General features: G+C 54.7%; 21 protein-coding genes and 1 tRNA gene. 16 read left to right on the top strand and 6 right to left on the bottom strand.

Annotation, left to right across the window (positions count from 1 at the left end):
• Positions 1-8 precede the first annotated feature (8 nt).
• The 16 genes from B5D52_RS02545 to B5D52_RS02465 are packed head-to-tail and all read left to right on the top strand — an operon-like array spanning position 9 to position 12,123.
• Positions 9-458: a phage tail tube protein gene (locus tag B5D52_RS02545; RefSeq protein WP_016147514.1), complete on the top strand. Its 450-nt coding sequence runs from the start codon at positions 9-11 to the stop codon at positions 456-458.
• Positions 459-473: 15 nt separating this feature from the next.
• Entirely contained in the window at positions 474-920 is a 447-nt protein-coding gene (locus B5D52_RS02540; RefSeq protein WP_016147515.1) for a hypothetical protein, read from the top strand.
• A gap of 14 nt (positions 921-934) precedes the next feature.
• On the top strand, positions 935-1,132 hold the full coding sequence (locus B5D52_RS02535) for a hypothetical protein (RefSeq protein WP_147535104.1): 198 nt from the start codon (positions 935-937) through the stop codon (positions 1,130-1,132).
• Positions 1,125-3,485, top strand: coding sequence for a phage tail tape measure protein (locus B5D52_RS02530; protein WP_016147517.1), 2,361 nt, complete (start codon positions 1,125-1,127; stop codon positions 3,483-3,485). The genes B5D52_RS02535 and B5D52_RS02530 overlap by 8 nt, the downstream gene beginning before the upstream one ends.
• Positions 3,486-3,498: 13 nt before the next feature.
• Entirely contained in the window at positions 3,499-3,915 is a 417-nt protein-coding gene (locus B5D52_RS02525; protein WP_016147518.1) for a hypothetical protein, read from the top strand.
• A gap of 6 nt (positions 3,916-3,921) precedes the next feature.
• Complete coding sequence (locus tag B5D52_RS02520; RefSeq protein ID WP_016147519.1) at positions 3,922-4,893, top strand: XkdQ/YqbQ family protein; 972 nt, start codon at positions 3,922-3,924, stop codon at positions 4,891-4,893.
• Positions 4,890-5,216, top strand: coding sequence for a hypothetical protein (locus tag B5D52_RS02515; protein WP_016147520.1), 327 nt, complete (start codon positions 4,890-4,892; stop codon positions 5,214-5,216). The genes B5D52_RS02520 and B5D52_RS02515 overlap by 4 nt, the downstream gene beginning before the upstream one ends.
• Before the next feature lie 4 nt (positions 5,217-5,220).
• Positions 5,221-5,676: a DUF2634 domain-containing protein gene (locus B5D52_RS02510; RefSeq protein WP_016147521.1), complete on the top strand. Its 456-nt coding sequence runs from the start codon at positions 5,221-5,223 to the stop codon at positions 5,674-5,676.
• A 16-nt stretch (positions 5,677-5,692) separates the two neighbouring features.
• The gene (locus B5D52_RS02505; protein WP_040332774.1) at positions 5,693-6,736 is read left to right on the top strand and encodes a baseplate J/gp47 family protein; all 1,044 of its coding nucleotides are present in this window, start codon (positions 5,693-5,695) and stop codon (positions 6,734-6,736) included.
• Positions 6,723-7,331: a putative phage tail protein gene (locus tag B5D52_RS02500; RefSeq protein WP_016147523.1), complete on the top strand. Its 609-nt coding sequence runs from the start codon at positions 6,723-6,725 to the stop codon at positions 7,329-7,331. Before B5D52_RS02505 ends, B5D52_RS02500 begins: the two co-directional genes overlap by 14 nt.
• Position 7,332: 1 nt before the next feature.
• Positions 7,333-8,055 carry a hypothetical protein gene (locus B5D52_RS02495; protein ID WP_016147524.1) on the top strand — a complete coding sequence of 241 codons (723 nt, stop codon included), beginning with the start codon at positions 7,333-7,335 and terminating at the stop codon, positions 8,053-8,055.
• A 14-nt stretch (positions 8,056-8,069) separates the two neighbouring features.
• A complete protein-coding gene (locus B5D52_RS02485) occupies positions 8,070-9,926 on the top strand; it encodes a DUF6273 domain-containing protein (protein WP_016147525.1) in 1,857 nt (618 codons plus the stop codon).
• Entirely contained in the window at positions 9,926-10,429 is a 504-nt protein-coding gene (locus B5D52_RS02480; RefSeq protein WP_016147526.1) for a DUF4376 domain-containing protein, read from the top strand. The genes B5D52_RS02485 and B5D52_RS02480 overlap by 1 nt, the downstream gene beginning before the upstream one ends.
• Positions 10,413-10,823, top strand: coding sequence for a putative ABC transporter permease (locus tag B5D52_RS02475; protein ID WP_016147527.1), 411 nt, complete (start codon positions 10,413-10,415; stop codon positions 10,821-10,823). Before B5D52_RS02480 ends, B5D52_RS02475 begins: the two co-directional genes overlap by 17 nt.
• A 12-nt stretch (positions 10,824-10,835) precedes the next feature.
• Positions 10,836-11,270 carry a phage holin family protein gene (locus B5D52_RS02470; RefSeq protein ID WP_016147528.1) on the top strand — a complete coding sequence of 145 codons (435 nt, stop codon included), beginning with the start codon at positions 10,836-10,838 and terminating at the stop codon, positions 11,268-11,270.
• Positions 11,271-11,310: 40 nt separating this feature from the next.
• On the top strand, positions 11,311-12,123 hold the full coding sequence (locus tag B5D52_RS02465; RefSeq protein ID WP_016147529.1) for a glycoside hydrolase family 25 protein: 813 nt from the start codon (positions 11,311-11,313) through the stop codon (positions 12,121-12,123).
• A gap of 43 nt (positions 12,124-12,166) precedes the next feature.
• Here B5D52_RS02465 and B5D52_RS02460 read toward each other — a convergent pair whose 3' ends face one another.
• The 6 genes from B5D52_RS02460 to B5D52_RS02435 form a co-directional block, all read right to left on the bottom strand.
• Positions 12,167-12,532, bottom strand: coding sequence for a hypothetical protein (locus B5D52_RS02460; RefSeq protein WP_040332524.1), 366 nt, complete (start codon positions 12,530-12,532; stop codon positions 12,167-12,169).
• 6 nt (positions 12,533-12,538) lie between these two features.
• The gene (locus B5D52_RS02455) at positions 12,539-12,895 is read right to left on the bottom strand and encodes a DUF6864 domain-containing function (protein ID WP_016147531.1); all 357 of its coding nucleotides are present in this window, start codon (positions 12,893-12,895) and stop codon (positions 12,539-12,541) included.
• A gap of 150 nt (positions 12,896-13,045) precedes the next feature.
• Positions 13,046-13,122: transfer RNA gene (locus B5D52_RS02450), tRNA-Arg, on the bottom strand.
• A 104-nt stretch (positions 13,123-13,226) separates the two neighbouring features.
• The gene (locus B5D52_RS02445) at positions 13,227-14,474 is read right to left on the bottom strand and encodes a M16 family metallopeptidase (protein WP_016147532.1); all 1,248 of its coding nucleotides are present in this window, start codon (positions 14,472-14,474) and stop codon (positions 13,227-13,229) included.
• A gap of 186 nt (positions 14,475-14,660) precedes the next feature.
• Positions 14,661-15,695 (bottom strand): DUF4179 domain-containing protein, encoded by a 1,035-nt coding sequence (locus tag B5D52_RS02440; protein WP_016147533.1) that lies wholly within the window; start codon positions 15,693-15,695, stop codon positions 14,661-14,663.
• A 4-nt stretch (positions 15,696-15,699) separates the two neighbouring features.
• A complete protein-coding gene (locus B5D52_RS02435) occupies positions 15,700-16,194 on the bottom strand; it encodes an RNA polymerase sigma factor (protein WP_016147534.1) in 495 nt (164 codons plus the stop codon).
• Positions 16,195-16,322 lie beyond the last annotated feature (128 nt).

The raw sequence follows: 16,322 nt of genomic DNA, 5'->3' as shown, positions 1-16,322 counted from the left end.
CATTACCTATGGCAAACAACAAACTGACGCAGCAGGCGCTGAACCGCATTCTGCGCGGCTCGCACGGTCACGTCTGGTGGAGGGGCAAGGAGCTCGCCACCGTACAGAAAATCGAAAACAAAATGACCGGCGATTTTGAGGATGTAAACGTCTGCGGTGACCCTGCGACTTATGCCGTGTATAACGGCTGGTCGGGCGAGGGCACGCTGGAATACCTCAAGGTTGATACTGAGATCGCGCACGAGATCGTACAGGCGATGCTGTCTGGCGATTTCCCCGAGTGCGAGATCATCACGCTGCTGGAAAACCCGTCCACCGGCAAAAGAGAACGCTGCCGCATCGGCATGGTTACCTTTACCGAGGCAAATATTGCCAATTTCGAGAAGAAATCTATCATTACCGAGAGTATCCCCTATAAATTCTCGGATTTTGAGTTTCTGGAAGTCATTACATACTAAGGAGGACAAGCACTTATGGCACAAATCAGTTTTGACGCGCTGGTCGCAAAGCGCGCGCAGCGCGAAGCGGATCGCCTGAAGGTTGGAAAAATTCCGGTGCCCGGCACAGAAGATTATCTGCTGTGCCGCAAGCCGACCGAGGGTAAGATGATGGATCTGTATGGACGATTTCAGGCCGCTCGCAGCGGCACGGGTGATATCCTGCAGGTCGTAGACGATGGTCTGTATCACTGCTGTGAGCAGCTTCAGGACCCCAAGCTGCGCGAGGCGATCGGTGTCAAGGATCCGTTGGACACTGTCCCGGCGCTTTTTGATATTCCCACCCGCGACACGATGGGCGGCGATCTGTTCCGATTCCTCGGTTTCATCCCCTCCTCGGAGAGCGCAGAGGGTGACGCTGGAGAGGACGCAAAGGATGACTCTGGCGAGGACGTAGCACCCGAAAATCCGGCAAAAAACTGATCGCGCGTGACTGGGTGATGAACCTCGCGGCGTTTTACGCACCGCGAGGCCTCGCCCCTGCCTATGTGCTCGGCGCGTCTCCTGCCGAGCAGGCGTTTTTGCAGGCAGCACGCGAGATCTATTACAAGGAGACGTACACGCTCACACACAATGCAGTAATCGCGGCACTGTCTCCGGACGCAGCAAAGGAGGCTGGTAAACTTTATGGCTAAAGTTATCAACACAATCCTAAACCTGCGCGACAATATGTCCAAGGGACTTGTGAAGGCTGCTAAAGAAGCGCAAAAAAGCGGTGCGAATATTTCAACTGAAATGATTCGTGCTACTAGAAATGTCACAAGCTTTAAGAATAAAGCTACCAAAGCGGTTACGGATACTGTCAAAAAGCTAGGTGTGCTCAGTGTTGCTGCGGCCGGTGCATTTGGTGCGTTTGCCATTAAGTCCGGTATGGATTTTGAAGCACAAATGTCCAAAGTGCAAGCTATCAGCGGTGCAACCGCAACCGAGATTGCGACCCTCACAGCCAAAGCCAAGGAGATGGGCGCGAAAACTAAATTTTCCGCGACCGAGAGCGCACAAGCGCTCGAATACATGGCGATGGCCGGCTGGAAAGCCGACCAGATGGTCAGCGGTCTGCCCGGCATCATGAATCTAGCGGCGGCATCAGGCGAGGATCTGGCCGAAGTCTCTGACATTGTTACCGACGCGCTGACCGCATTCGGACTCAAAGCGAGCGACTCAGCACATTTTGCCGACGTGCTGGCAAAGGCGTCCTCAAGCTCCAACACCAACGTGTCCCTCATGGGCAATACGTTTCAGTATGTGGCCCCGGTCGCGGGCGCATTGGGGTATAGTATCGAAGATACTGCGGTTGCAATCGGTCTGATGGCCAACGCTGGCATCAAGGGCGAGAAAGCCGGTACCGCGCTACGTGGCGCACTGACCAACCTGGCAAAACCCAGTGACACCGTTGCTGGATACATGGATGCGCTCGGTGTATCCCTAACCGATACACGGGGCAACGTCAAGCCGCTGTCTGCGCTGATGGTCGATCTGCGACAAAAGTTTGCCGGGTTGACCGATGCACAAAAGGCCGAGTATGCTGCCGGTATTGCGGGTAAGGAAGCCATGAGCGGTCTGCTCGCAATCGTTAATGCCAGCGACGCAGATTTTAATAATCTGACGCAGGCGATTGCCGACTCGGATGGCACCGCGCAGAAGATGGCAGACACCATGAACAACAACCTCAGCGGTCAGCTGACGCTGCTCAAATCGGCTGTTGAAGGTGCCGGCATTACGTTTTATGAAGCCATTGCAGGCAAGGCGACCGGCGCGGTCACTGCGCTATCCAACAAAATCAGCCAGTGGCAGAGTGACGGCACGATCGATGCATTGGCATCCCAATTTGGAACTGTTTTTTCCGCAGCACTTGATACTGCATCCACGGCAATGCAATGGATGTTTACTCATAGTGATACGCTAAAAAACGGACTTATTGCGTTAGGTATCACATTTGGTGCTATCAAAGTGCTAGAGTTCGCCGGCAACGTGGCACGTGCAGTCAATGACCTTAGACTATTTAAGGAGACTGTGATCGCGGTTGCTGGCCCGCTGCGCACCAAGGCGGCAGCACTCGCTACCTCAACCGCTGCATGGATCAAAAACACAGCAGCGGCAGGTGCAAACCGTGCCAGCTTGATTGCACACAAGGCCGTAGGCGGTGCGACATGGCTGGCAGGTCAGACGGTTGCCCTGGCAAAATCTACGGCTGCGTGGATTAAAAACACTGCGGTCGCAACTGCCAATAAAACGGCGCTCTTGGCGCACAAGGCCGCTGCCGGTGCGGCATGGCTTGCAGGACAAACTGCTGCCTTGGCAGTATCCAGTGCCGCCTGGGTCAAAAACACCGCTGTGATGGCTGCCAACAAAATCGGCATGGCGGCTTCTACCATTGCAACCGGTGCGGTGACGGCAGCCACAACCGCTGCCACGGCTGCCCAGTGGGCGCTTAATGCTGCATTTGTCGCCACCCCGATCGGCTGGATCGTACTGGGTTTGGGTGCTCTGGTCGCTGCCGGTGTGGCTCTGTACCAAAACTGGGATACCGTCAAAGCCAAGGCAAGCGAGCTATGGGCCAAGGCGACCGAGGTATTTACCGGTATCAAAGACAGCATCGTTGGTGCATTTGACGCCGCCAAAGAAAAGGTGTCCGGATTTTTCTCATGGCTCGACAATAAAATCAGCAGCATCCCTGTCATCGGTAATATCTATGAGGGCGGTAAGGGCGCGATCAGTTGGGTTGCCGGAAAGCTCGCCGGCAATGCACTGGGCACGAGCTACTGGCGCGGTGGTCTGACCCGCGTAAACGAGCGCGGCGGCGAGATCATCAACCTGCCCAGCGGCACCCAGATCATCCCGCATGATGTCAGCACCCGTATGGTGCAGGGCGGCGGCGTGACGGTCAATGTAACGGTCATGGGCAACATGATCGGCAACGAACAGTACGCGGACGAAATGGGCGAGATCATCGTCGGCAAGATCCTGGCCGCGCACGGAAATATGTAAGGAGGGCAGCAATATGGACATGACGTTTTCGGCGGACAACCGGGCAGAAATCCTAGTGCTGCCCTTTGTCTCGGTCGATACCAGTGTAGACGAGCCGCAAAACAACGACACGTTTACGGGGCTATCACGTGACATTAACCTCATCGGCCCGATGAGGCTGCGCACGCTGACCATCAATTCCTGGTTTCCTGACCGTCGGCTGCGGTTTGGCAACCAGTCTGCGCCAATCGGCGCGCAGACCTATATCCAGTTTTTCCGGCGCTGGCGGGAGGCAAGAGTCCCGCTGCGCGTAGTCTGGACAGCCACAGACGGCAGCGAGATCCTCAATATGCCGTGTACGATCGATTCCTTCAGCTGGCAGCCTGCCAGCCGCATGGGGCGCATCAGTTACAGTCTGACCGCCCGCGAGTACAATCTGGTGACGGGGTGACGCCGCATGGATGATTACAAGGTAATTTGCAACGGCTACGATGTCACCGCACGCATCGGAGACCTGACCAGCACGGACGATATTGCGCAGCTGTCCATGTCGATCAGCTGCAAGGCCGTGCGCAATCCGCACGACAAGCTGATGCCCGCGTTTACATTTACGTCAGGCGATAAATGGCAGCTGTTTAACGGCAGTACCATGATTTTCCGGGGCATCATCACCAAAACCGGGCTGGATGGCAGCATCACCGCCAATGATTTTGGTGTTTACCTCAACAAGAGCAAGATCATTTTCCAGTGCAACGGCGTAGCGGCAGATGACGCCATCCGGCAGCTGTGCCAAAAAGCGGGTGTCAGCGTGGGCAGCGTGCCCAGTATGCCGACCACTATCACCGAGGTATACATTGCTCAGGAGCCCAGCACGATCCTGTCGGACATCCTGGACAAGGTCACCGCCGAGCGGGGCATCAAATATTTTAGCCGTGTCGAACCCGATCGCGGGCTGTGCATCTACCCCTACCCTACCACGCCGATCGCGCTCAGCGTGCAGCTGGCGCGCAATCTGCGCCCGTTTGATCCGACATGGAGTCTGGGCGCAGTCAGCGGTGAGGACAGCATGGACGATCTGCGCAATCAGGTATCGGTCTACCGCGAGGAGGGCGACACCGCCCGCATTCTGGCAACCGCGACTGACAGCGGCAGCATCAGCAAATACGGCTGGCTGCAGCACATGGAATCAGCCGACGAGGGCACGACAGCGGCGCAGGCGCAGCAGCTTGCGTCGCAAAAGCTCCGAGAGCTCAACCGGCTCACACGGACCCGCAAGGTTGATAATCTGCTGGGCGCGGACGTACGCGCCGGCACGATGCTGCGCTTTTCCAGTGACGCATTCGGTCTGACCGGTGACTGGATCATCAAACAGGTCACCCACACCTATGCGCCGCAGCACACCATGAGTCTGGAGGTAATCGCACCATGAGTTACGACAGTGATTTTGCCGACATGCTGCGACGCATGGGGCGCAAAGAGCCGCCCGCCGGGTACTATATCGGCCCGGTGGTTAGTCTGTCGCCGCTGACCATCGCGCTGATGGACGGCGAGGTTATGGCGACCGGCCCGTTTTTGCGCGTGTCTGAGACCGTGCAGCGGCTGCTCTCTCCCCTGCCCACCTGTGTTTTTAATGGCTGCGACTGCGGCGGAAACTGCGATCACCCCTGTTTTCCGTCGCCGCTCAAGGTCGGCGATCAGATGATCGTGGTCGGACAGCGCACCTTTTGCGCGATCGACCGATTAGGAGGTTGAGAGTATGCCACAAATGTTCCCGGATGACACCGGTTTTATCGCGGTCATCCCAGCAGATGATACGAGCCAGGATGCCCAAATCGGCGACACTCTGGCATTTGATTCCGACAAAAAACAATTTGTCATCGTGGACGGCACCCCAGTCCTGCGCAGCCGCGCCGCTGCGGTCAGGCAATGGATTCACCTGATGCTGATTACCCATCTGGATCGGTTTACGGTCTACGAGGGTACGGCCTTTGGGCACACCGGCGAGCAGCTCATCGGTATGCGGCAGGTGCCGCCCGGTTTTATTCATTCCGAGCTCGCCCGCGAGATCCGCGAGGCATGCGCACTCTGTCCGGCCATCGACCGGGCAGATAATTTTACATTTGATCGCCGCGATCGCCTGCTGCACATCACGTTTACCGTGACGCTCAAGACGACCGGCGAAATCTTGGAGGTGAGCGAGATTGTCGGTTGACACGCTACACAAACAGATGTTGGACGACATCCCAAACAACTACCAAAAGACTGTTGGCTTCCCGACCTATGACCTGACCCGCGCGTTTGCGATTGGCGCTGCCGATCTTGAGGACGCTATCCAGCAGGAGGCGCGCAAGCTGGATGTTGACAACCTGGTCGGTGATGAGCTGACCCGGTTTTGCCGCCAGTATCGCAATATCATCCGGCGCGCAGCGACCTATGCGCAGGGTGTGCTGACCGTCACCGGCAGCGGCACGGTACCCACTGGCGTACTATTTGCGACCGAGGGAGGCGTACAGTTTGTTGCGACCGATACGGTCAAAATCGTGGGCTCTGGCAGTGTGCCGGTGCAGGCGGTACTCCCCGGCCCTGCCGGCAACGTGCCGCAGGGGACGGTGACGCAGATCCCGGTCACCATACAGGGTATCGTGTCCGTGACCAATCCGGACGACATGACCGGCGGCTATGACGAAGAAGACGACGACACGCTGCGTGCGCGGTACTATCTGGATATCCAGCAGCCGTCCACCAGCGCCAATCGGGCAGACTATCGCAAGTGGGCGCTGGAAATCGCCGGTGTCGGCGCGGTCAAGACCTTTCCCCTCGCCCAAGGCAACTGGACGGTCGATGTCGTGATCGTCAACGACAAACACCAGCCGGCAGACGAGGAGTTGGTTGCTGCCGTGCAGGCGCACATTGATCCGGGCAGTACCGGTCTGGGCGATGGGCGCACCGCCATCGGTGCGCACTGCTATGTGTCATCGGCAACCGCGCAGACAATCACAGTCACGGCAACGCTCACGCTGGCCGCCCCGGACACGCTGGAGGCGGTCAAGGCCGCAGCGACCGATGCGCTGACTGCATATCTGTACGCTCTGCCCTTTGCGGACAAACAGACGGCGGTTGTCAGCTATGCCCGGATTGGCGCACTGCTTCTCGACATTCCGGGCGTGATCGACTACACCGGCCTCCTGCTGGGCGGCGGCACGGCCAATATCCAGATCGGCGACCGTGCAGTTGCCGTACTTGGGGAGGTGACGCTGGATGTGGCGGGATAAGCTGCTTAATATGCTGCACCGCGACTATCGCGGTGACCCGTGGCTGGGCGTACTGTATCAGGCCGCCGGCGGCTCGCTCGATCAGCTGGAGGCCGACCTGCAGGCGCTGCACGAAAACAGGTACTTTGACGGCCTGACATGGGCGCTGCCCATCTGGGAGCGTGCGCTGGGACTGATTCCGCGCAGTGGTCAGACGCTGGATGAGCGCCGTGCGGCTGTGCGCAGCAAGTGGCTGATGTCCCGTAAGGCCGACCGCAGCTTACTGCAAGAGATCTGCGACACATACAGCCTCGGCAGCGTTGCGGTCGGTTTTGCCAATGGCTATATCACGATGACGATCAACCGTGAGGACGGACTATCTAAATGGCGGATAATTGCAGACGCGATCGACGAAGCCAAGCCGGCGCATTTGCCTATTCTTCAGGCTATCCCGGTCAACACAACCCTGTACCTCGGCAGCGCACTGATTCCGTCGCCGGTGACCACCCAGCTGCCGCAATACCTGCCAGCCTATGGCGTTGTCCCGGCTTATCCGGGCGGCGTGATGTGCAGCGTAACAACCCTCAGACTACCACCGATGGAGGTGACCACTTAATATGTATGGATTTATCATTCCGGCCAAGGGTATGGAACTTTTGACCGGCCTGCTCGCCGGGGACACGCTGACCATTACCCGGTGCATGGTCGGCACCGGTCAAGTTCCGGCAGAAACCCAGCCGACAGCCTTGACCGATCTGGTCGCACCGATTGCCCAGGCCACAAGCACCCAGCCGCTTGTGCACGGCAAACAGGTTGATTTTACGATTCAATATCGCAACGACCTGCACGGCGGTTTGGAAAACGGCTTTTATTTGCGTGAGTTCGGCGTTTTTGCTCGCGATAAGAGCGGTACAGAGGTCATGATCTACTATGGAAACCTGGGCGACTATCCCCAGTGGGTGCAGCCCTACACCCAGGGCGCGGTCGAGGTCAGAAGTTTCCCAGTCGCCATTGGCGTCAGCAACGCGCCCACCGTCATCCTGGAATACAACGCAGATGCCTTTATGACCGCTGAGGACGTGGCCGATTATTGCACTGTTGTCATTCTGCCACAGTTTTTGGACGAGGCGCGACGGCTCATTGCCGAGCACAACGCCGATCCGGCAGCGCATCCATACCTGTTGGGCGTGGCCGATCAGTTAGACAGCCGCGTGTCTCTCATAGAATTGCAGTACAGCACCGATGTAAACGGAAATCCGTTTAGAGTCACGTTCGAGAATCTGGACAGCGTGGACGTTGCGGGTGTCTGGAATCAGAATGCCAAGCGGATCGAGTTTTAAGGGGGTGAACAGGTATGGCTACAAGAAAATTGGGTGATGTGGCAGTCGGTGAGATCGTCAAGTTGAAAGAAAATGGTATAGCGATCAACTATATTGTCGTGCATCAGGGAAAACCATCAAGTATTTATGATAATAGCTGTGACGGTACATGGCTTTTAAGACAAAACATTGTTGAAAAACATGTTTGGAGTGATGACAACTACAATATACTCGAGGACTCTGCCATCCATCTGTGGCTTAGTCGTAATATTTTGGGCAGATATGATACAAGAATCCAGGCTGCAATTAAACAAGTAAAGATTCCCTACATAGCAAATGGCGGAAACGGTGGAGGACAAAATGGCGCCAATGGTCTCAGTTGTAAGATATTCTTGCTGTCTGGTCAGGAAGTCGGTTTTTCCAGTTCTCATCCCCATTTTCCAGAGGACGGAGCGAAACTGAATTATTTTGACTTAGGGACTGGAACAACTGCTAATAACAAACGTATCGCGAGCCTGAATGATGAGCCTCTCGAGTGGTGGTTACGCTCGCCGTATGCAGGTGATCGCTACGCTGTGTGGTGCGTTTACCACAACGGAAACTATTCTAATATGGATTCGAGTAATTCTACTGGTATACGTCCTGCGTTAATCTTGCCCGCAACGCTCTATGCCATAGATGATGGCACTATCACCACAAATGCATCGCCTAACTCGCCAGCTACTATTACTATTCCAGAAACTATTCATGGCGGTGCAGATGCAAAGATCAGCTGGCCGGCCTCTACTGATCCCGATGGAAATCTTGACGGCTACATCGTTGAGCGTTCGTACAACGGCGGATCATCCTGGGCACAGATCTATCAGGGAAGATCGACCAGCACGACGACCACTATTCCGTTCGGCACCGAAACGGTCATGTTCCGCGTTTGCGCCTACGATACTTATGGTGAGAAGTCTGGCTGGCGGACGAGTGCCAACAAGACGGTTGTCAACAACCGCGCACCGGCGGCACCACCGTCGATCTCTGTGCCGCTCAGTCCGGCAGGTGGAGACAAACTGACTATCACTTGGACGGCTTCAACTGATGTCGACGGAAACCTTGAAGGCTACGAGCTGGAGCGCCAGTGGGACGACGCGGGCGCATTTACCCAGATTTACAAGGGCGCGGGCTTGTCCTATCAGGACAGCATTCCCAAGGGCGAGCACACCAGCGTCGCCTATCGTGTCCGGGCCTACGACTCTTTTGCAGCGTATTCGAGCTATACGACCAGCCCCAGTCGTACCATCGACAACAACACCGCGCCGGTCATTGCGTGCGATTTGTCGGGTGATCTGGGCGAGAAATCCGAGGGGTTCAGTATCCAGTATACAATTAAGGATGCTGAAAAACAGGAGGTAACGGTCGTAGAGCGCGTGGGTGATCTGGTCAAGCGTACCTACAAACCGACGCTCGATCAGCAGAACACCTTCGAGGTCACGGGCGAATACTTCCAGCGCATCTTGAACGGGCAGCAGACCGTACAGATTGTGGCCACGGATTCGGCGGGCAAGTCCTCTACGCTCGAGCTGACCTTTACGAAAAAGGTGCACAAGGCGGTCATTACGCTTTCCGAGCCGCTGGCAGTCGAGGAACAGATCACGGTCGCCGTGCTGGCCATCACTGGCAAAATCCCAGCAGATGCAACCCAGCTCGTCGAGCTGACCAACAACGGCAACGATGCCGAACCAGTCTGGGAGGACGCGACAGCCGACGTTAAGGCTGGCCGCAATCATCCGTTTACCAACAAGACCCAGACCAACGGCTGGGCTTTTAACTTCCGCGTCACCGTCGAGCGCGGTGAGAGCGGAGAGGACGGCAACATCGTATCTATCCAAGGAGGTTTTCAGTAATGGCGTTATGGTATGATGAGACAAAACAGACCCGACCCAAACCGGGCGAGAAGGACAAGACCAAGCTGGAGGAGCTTGCCGACGCTTGCAGTGCTGCGATCGACGCGGGCACGTCGGTTGATTTGCCCAGCGGCAGCCGGGAATCGTTTACCTACACCGTGGCTGACCAGGCGAACGTCTCGGAGATGTTTACCGCCTGTCTGGCTGGTGCGACTGGCTACATCTACCACGCCAACAACGGCCCCTGCAAGACCTATCCGGTCGCGGACATCGTAGCGATCTACTCTACGCTGTCCATGTACAAGACCAGCCAGCTGACCTACCATAACCAGCTCAAGCAGTATGTGCTGACGCTGGACCCGGAGGCGGCCGAGGCTGTCACCTATGGTCAGCCGTTGACCGGCACCTATTTGGAGCAGTACAACACGCTCATGGCTGAGGCACAAGAGCAGATGCAGGCGGTGCTCAGCAAGTTAGGAGACAGCGATGCAGTGCGCAGCTAAGTACATCTACCTTGCCTGGTTCGGCGGCAGCTGCTATGTCACTTTCGAGGTGTTTTGGAGAGGGCGCAGCCATTGGACCATGTTCCTACTCGCGGCGCTCCTATTCCTCATTATTGGTGGACTCAACGAAATTTGGACAAGCTGGCGGTTGTTTCCGCAGGCGGTCGCCGGTGCGCTGATCGCTACTGCTGCCGAGCTGATTACCGGCTGCATCGTTAATATCTGGCTTGGGTGGGGCATCTGGGATTACTCAGATATGCCCGGCAACCTGCTGGGGCAAATCTGCCCGCAGTTTGCGCTTCTGTGGGTGGCACTGAGCACCCTTGCCATCGTGTTGGATGATGTCATCCGCTGGAAGTTCTTCCATGAAGAGCGCCCACACTATACGATTTAGGGAGGTACATATATGATTCATTTGACGGAGACCAAGGCCGCAATCATGACTGGCGCAGGTGTGATCGGTGGTATGATTAGCCAGGCGTTTGGTGGCTGGGATGCTGCGCTCATCACGCTGCTGCTTTTTATGGCAGTAGATTACCTGTCCGGCCTGATTGTCGCAGGAGTGTTCCAGGCATCGGATAAGAGTGCATCTGGTAGTCTGAGCAGCATTGCATGTTGGCAAGGGCTCTTAAAAAAAGGTATGACGCTGATCATCGTCTTGGTGGCTGCGCGTCTGGATATCGTGCTGGGCACAGCATTTGTGCGCGACGCGGTCGTGATTGCGTACATCGTCAATGAGACTATCTCAATCATCGAGAATGCTGGACTCATGGGGCTGCCGGTGCCTGATGTGATTATGAGCGCGATCGAGCAGTTACAGGGCAAAAACGAGCAAAAATAAAACGTGTCCAATTTGGACACGAGAAAGGAGCGATGTATAGGTGAAAGGAATTGACGTCAGTAAACACAACGGCGCGGTGAACTGGACAAGTGCCGCCACCGCAATCGACTTCGCGATCATCCGCGCCGGATATGGCAAGACCTACGTTGACCCGTGGTTTGAGCGCCATCTGGCGGGCGCACAGGCAGCAGGGCTGCGCGTGGGCGTGTATCATTACAGCTACGCGCTCACGGTCGAGGATGCCCGTGTAGAGGCGCGGCACCTGCTGGATGTCATCAACGGCCGCAAGTTTGATATGCCTCTCTGGTTTGACATGGAGGACGCAGACGGCTACAAGGCAAAGCACAACTTTAAGTTTACACGTGCCAATATCTCGGCGATTACCCAAGCGTTTGTCGATGTGATCCGCGCAGCGGGCTACCAGTGCGGCGTGTACGCTTCCAAAAGCTGGTTTGATGATTACATCAATGTTGATGCCGACGCGATCTGGTTGGCACAGTGGGCGAGCAAGCCGACCTATGCAGGCCGGTTTGATGTCTGGCAGAACAGCGATAGCGGCACCGTGCCGGGCGTGACCGGTAAGGTGGACACCAATGTACTGTACACGGAATTCTGGAAAGAACAGGAGGAAGAAGAGGAAATGAAAGTGTATACCCACACCGATCAGATGCCCGACTGGGCGCAGAGCACGTTCCGGCGTCTGATCGACGCTGAGATCGTCAAGGTGGATGCCAAGGGCGAGATCGCTGTGCAGGAATGCAGCGTACAGCCGATGGTTTATCTGGACCGGCTGTGTGGCGGCCAGATCGAGCAGCTGCCCGAGGCGATCAAGGCGCTGCAGGCCAACGAATAAGCATAAAAGAAGGGCGACCGAAATGGTCGCCCTTTTCTCTTACTTATTCATCCTGCGCAGGTCCTTTTCCGAAAATATAACCAAGATACAGCGTAATCACAGGAATAATAATATCAACCAAATCCATATTGATATCTTTATCTGCACAGTAGGCATGCATACAATCCATAACCAACACTAGTACCAAAATAATGCATATAATCAATCCGATATGTATAACGGCATTACGAGTGTTCGTTCCTAGTATTTTTCCTAACCATCCACCTCCTTGCTCTTGCTGCTTTTGCTGCATTATACTATTAACGATTTCCAAGCGAGATTTCCTGTCAAGACTCAAAAAACCATCATTTCTGAGTAGCGTATTTAATTCGCTTTCTTTTCCAATCTCTGAATTTATACGGTTCGCCATACTGATTTATTTCTCCATATAAAAAGTATATGAAACTTGTTTAAGAGACTGCTGACCTAATTCAAATACCCAAAAATTAAAATACACTTTCTTATCATTAAAAGTCGCTAACTCCATAGCTTTAGGAAGCCCTGTTCCAATCGGATTATTAAAATTTGTACAGGTAAAGGTTATTATATTCTCGACTACGCTCGTCTCCAGCTTCTGCAATTTATTTTCTGCTTCCACAAAACTTAAAATAACTGTAAACCCAAATGTATCATCCATCTTAACATCAAAAGATATTTCAGAAGCATTATTATACGCAATCACTGTCCCAGAATCTAAAATCGTATGATTACCTGATGATAGCTTCAACTCCATATAATCCTCCAAATACCATAATAATTCATTCTTAATGAAATAAGACCCACAGAATACTCTGTGGGTCTTATTAACCACTATTCATCAATAGGAACAACCAAGATAAATACCGCATTTGCAATATAAAGCGTTGTTCGTACGGATGTATTTTGGTACGCCGGAAGGGATTCGAACCCCCGACCTTTTGGTTCGTAGCCAAACACTCTATCCAGCTGAGCTACCGGCGCATTTCGCAGTGCTGTTCGCTGACTGCTTATATATAATAGCACGGCAGGATAGGGTTTGTCAACAAGTTTTTTCTGCAAACTTCAAAAATTTTTTTGAGTCCATCTTAACCGATTAGGCTGCGGTAATATGCCTCGTCTCCGGTATTGCCGACCGCACAGATCGAAGCCTGATCGAAACGGAACACTTCATTTGCTAGTGCACGCACCTGATCGGCCGTGACCGCATCATAGGCTGCGACCAGTTCGTCCGAGCTGACCACATGGTCGGTGAACAGCTCATAGCGTCCCAGATGATGCATGCGAGCGTTGGTGCTCTCAAGACCCATGAGCAGGTTGCTCTTGAGCTGTTCACGGCAGCGGCTAAGCTCCTCGCGGGTCGGCCCCTCTGCACAGAAGTCACGCAGCACATTACAGATGAGCTTGGCTGCCTTGGCCTCGTCCTCCTGTCCCAATCCGACATAGATCGAGAACATGCCGGTGTCCACATGGCTAGACGGGAAAGAATAGATCGAATAGCACATGCCGTTGCGCTCACGCACGGTCTGGAACAGGCGCGAAGACATACCGCCACCGATGATTGCATTCATAAGCTGGTATGCGTAGCGCTTATCGTCCAGCAGCGGCAAGCCCGGAAATCCCAGGCACAGGTGATTCTGCTCAATCTCCTTGGAGCGGATTACGACGCGCGGTTGGTAGTGCGCAGGCTCGATCTGGTTGCGTCCACTTCCCTGCATCTCACCAAACAGCTCACAGATATAGTCCAAATCGGCATCGCTGAAGCTGCCCGACAGGGCGACGACCGTATCTTCAGGATGATAATTCTTTCTGACGTAATCGTGCAGCGCCTTGGAATCCATGCGTGCAAGGGTTTCCTCGGTGCCCAGAATGGGTCGACCAAGTGCAGTTCCCTCGTAGCAAGCCTCGAACAGCTTCTCAGTTGCGACATCCTCAGGAGTATCCTCGTACATATCGATTTCTTCCAGAACGACACCGCGCTCAAGTTCAATGTCCTCATCGGCAAAGCTGGAGCACAGGAACATATCAGCCAGCAACTCAGCTGCCGTATGTAAGTGGGTATCGAGCACCTTCATATAGTAACAGGTGCAATCCTTGGTCGTAAATGCGTTGGACTGACCACCCATCGCGTCCATCATGGACGCGATATGCCGCGCGGTGCGCTTCTCTGTGCCCTTAAAAATCATGTGCTCAATGAAGTGCGAGATGCCATTCTGCTCGGCGCTCTCAAACCGGCTGCCGTTTCCAATCCACACGCCGATCGCAGCTGACCGGACATGGCCAATGCGCTCGGCGACCACACGCACGCCGTTGCGCAGGGTAATTTTCTGATACATAATTTAAACTCCACCGTTCCAAACATCCGACCGATTCGAATGTTTTCATCTATTTTCTGTTTTTATTATAGCATATCGCACCGTAAGACGGAACAGGAATTTGTATCAGGCCTGTGCACAAACTGGTCAGAATGGAAAAGCGGCCATCCCGCAAAGGACAGCCGCTTGCAATATTGGGTCTATGCTTTACTGCGCAGTCACTGGCAGCGTAACATCGCCTACCGTCACCGATTCCACATCGTCAAGGTTATAAATGGCACTCTCATAGCATCCGCTGAGGGTGAACGACCGGTCGGACATATTAGCCGATCCGCCGGCATAGGTGCCCAGATCAACGGTCTCGCCGCTCTTCAGTGTCATCACGACCGGGACATCACGCATCCGACGGAACGGAGAATCATCCGGCTCACGTCCGCTTGCCGCTTCGTAATTGTCTGCCATCTGCTGGGTTTCCGCATTGAATGCTTCGTAATATCCGCTCACACGGAAGCCAACCGGCGACAGTCTGACCTCAGTCACAGTTGCCGTACCAGCATCGGTCACAACCTGCACAGAGTCTGTCAGCAATTCCACGCTGCTGTCTTCATACTGGACATCAAAGCGCAAGTTCCAGCTTCCCTCAATCACCTGCTGTACGTCGCCGGTCTGGCTATCGTACACGGTCAGGTCGGACATGCTCGCCTTTGCAGAGCCCATGGGAATGCTTCCATCGTCCACCGTGATCTGTTCTACGTACTGAATCTGATTGTCGTTCGGGTCTTCATCGACGAACCACGCGCCGCCATGGCTGCCGCCCAGATGGTTCAGTCTCACCGTCGCCTCACCAAACGACAACAGCTTAGCGTCCGTGACATCCCAGCTGCTACCGTCGTCCTTGGTCAAGGTAAACACAACGTTCAAATTGTGTTCATCACCCAAAATCGCATCAGCGGTGACCGTAATACCCGCATCGGTATCCGAAACGCCCAGCGGCTTGCCGATCTTATCGATGATCTCGGTCTGTTCGGTGCCAAAAATCGCAGAAAATGCATCACTCGCCAGACCACTGTACACAGCGCCTGCGCCCATGGACATCACAGCCGCAACCGCTGCGATTGCAGCAACCGTACGTCCAATCGGACGGCGGCGCTTTTTGGGCTGCACCGGCTCGAGCTGAGCGCGCATCAGACGGTCTACCATGTTTTCTTTCTGTTCTTCGGAAAAATGCAGCTTACTCAGCATGTCTTTATACTCCTTGTTCACAGGTCTTCCCTCCCAGTATGGTTCTCAGTTTGCCGCGTGCGCGGTCAATGCGGGTGTTGATGGTCGCCGGACGTTCTCCCAGCATTTCGGCAATCTCGTGGGTCTTATAGCCCTCGTAATAATGCAGATACAGTGGAATGCGGTACTTATCCGGCAAGGACTGCACCGCAGTCATCAAGCTGTCGTCCTGCATTTCGGGTGCTGCAACCTCGGCACAGGCTTCCATGTTGCACGTTCGCGTGCGCCAGCCGCTCTTGAGCACGTCCTTGCAGGCGTTGACAGCGGTGCGGATGATCCATGCCTTTTCGTGCTCCCGATCGCTGAATTTCTGCCCTGCGGTCAGGTATTTGAGAAAGACCGTCTGGCAGATATCCTCCGCGTCATGTGTGGATTTGAGGTAAGTATAACTGAGTCGCAAAATCAAGTCGGAATAGGTATAAACCAGATATTCCGCCTGCGTGCGGTCGAATGACTCCATAGGATTTGTCTCCTTCCCAGCGTGCCCGTTTGACCTAGGATCGGGCTTTTGATCGCTTTCACCTACAATACGAGCCGGAAGCGGGAATTCTCTCACAAGGAAAATAAAAATTTTGCTGCGTGTATTGG

It is taken from the genome of Butyricicoccus pullicaecorum DSM 23266, assembly GCF_900167005.1.
In the GTDB taxonomy this organism is placed as follows: domain Bacteria; phylum Bacillota; class Clostridia; order Oscillospirales; family Butyricicoccaceae; genus Butyricicoccus; species Butyricicoccus pullicaecorum.
Note: the sequence above shows the minus strand (reverse complement) of the source record. Positions and strands in the feature narration are given on the sequence as shown.

Bases quoted from the DNA above. Each gene is read 5' to 3' on its own strand.
- B5D52_RS02545 (WP_016147514.1), top strand. From the start codon at position 9: ATGGCAAACAACAAACTGACGCAGCAGGCGCTGAACCGCATTCTGCGC.
- B5D52_RS02540 (WP_016147515.1), top strand. From the start codon at position 474: ATGGCACAAATCAGTTTTGACGCGCTGGTCGCAAAGCGCGCGCAGCGC.
- B5D52_RS02530 (WP_016147517.1), top strand. From the start codon at position 1,125: ATGGCTAAAGTTATCAACACAATCCTAAACCTGCGCGACAATATGTCC.
- B5D52_RS02525 (WP_016147518.1), top strand. From the start codon at position 3,499: ATGGACATGACGTTTTCGGCGGACAACCGGGCAGAAATCCTAGTGCTG.
- B5D52_RS02520 (WP_016147519.1), top strand. From the start codon at position 3,922: ATGGATGATTACAAGGTAATTTGCAACGGCTACGATGTCACCGCACGC.
- B5D52_RS02515 (WP_016147520.1), top strand. From the start codon at position 4,890: ATGAGTTACGACAGTGATTTTGCCGACATGCTGCGACGCATGGGGCGC.
- B5D52_RS02510 (WP_016147521.1), top strand. From the start codon at position 5,221: ATGCCACAAATGTTCCCGGATGACACCGGTTTTATCGCGGTCATCCCA.
- B5D52_RS02505 (WP_040332774.1), top strand. From the start codon at position 5,693: ATGTTGGACGACATCCCAAACAACTACCAAAAGACTGTTGGCTTCCCG.
- B5D52_RS02500 (WP_016147523.1), top strand. From the start codon at position 6,723: ATGTGGCGGGATAAGCTGCTTAATATGCTGCACCGCGACTATCGCGGT.
- B5D52_RS02495 (WP_016147524.1), top strand. From the start codon at position 7,333: ATGTATGGATTTATCATTCCGGCCAAGGGTATGGAACTTTTGACCGGC.
- B5D52_RS02485 (WP_016147525.1), top strand. From the start codon at position 8,070: ATGGCTACAAGAAAATTGGGTGATGTGGCAGTCGGTGAGATCGTCAAG.
- B5D52_RS02480 (WP_016147526.1), top strand. From the start codon at position 9,926: ATGGCGTTATGGTATGATGAGACAAAACAGACCCGACCCAAACCGGGC.
- B5D52_RS02475 (WP_016147527.1), top strand. From the start codon at position 10,413: ATGCAGTGCGCAGCTAAGTACATCTACCTTGCCTGGTTCGGCGGCAGC.
- B5D52_RS02470 (WP_016147528.1), top strand. From the start codon at position 10,836: ATGATTCATTTGACGGAGACCAAGGCCGCAATCATGACTGGCGCAGGT.
- B5D52_RS02460 (WP_040332524.1), bottom strand. From the start codon at position 12,532: ATGGCGAACCGTATAAATTCAGAGATTGGAAAAGAAAGCGAATTAAAT.
- B5D52_RS02455 (WP_016147531.1), bottom strand. From the start codon at position 12,895: ATGGAGTTGAAGCTATCATCAGGTAATCATACGATTTTAGATTCTGGG.
- B5D52_RS02445 (WP_016147532.1), bottom strand. From the start codon at position 14,474: ATGTATCAGAAAATTACCCTGCGCAACGGCGTGCGTGTGGTCGCCGAG.
- B5D52_RS02440 (WP_016147533.1), bottom strand. From the start codon at position 15,695: ATGCTGAGTAAGCTGCATTTTTCCGAAGAACAGAAAGAAAACATGGTA.
- B5D52_RS02435 (WP_016147534.1), bottom strand. From the start codon at position 16,194: ATGGAGTCATTCGACCGCACGCAGGCGGAATATCTGGTTTATACCTAT.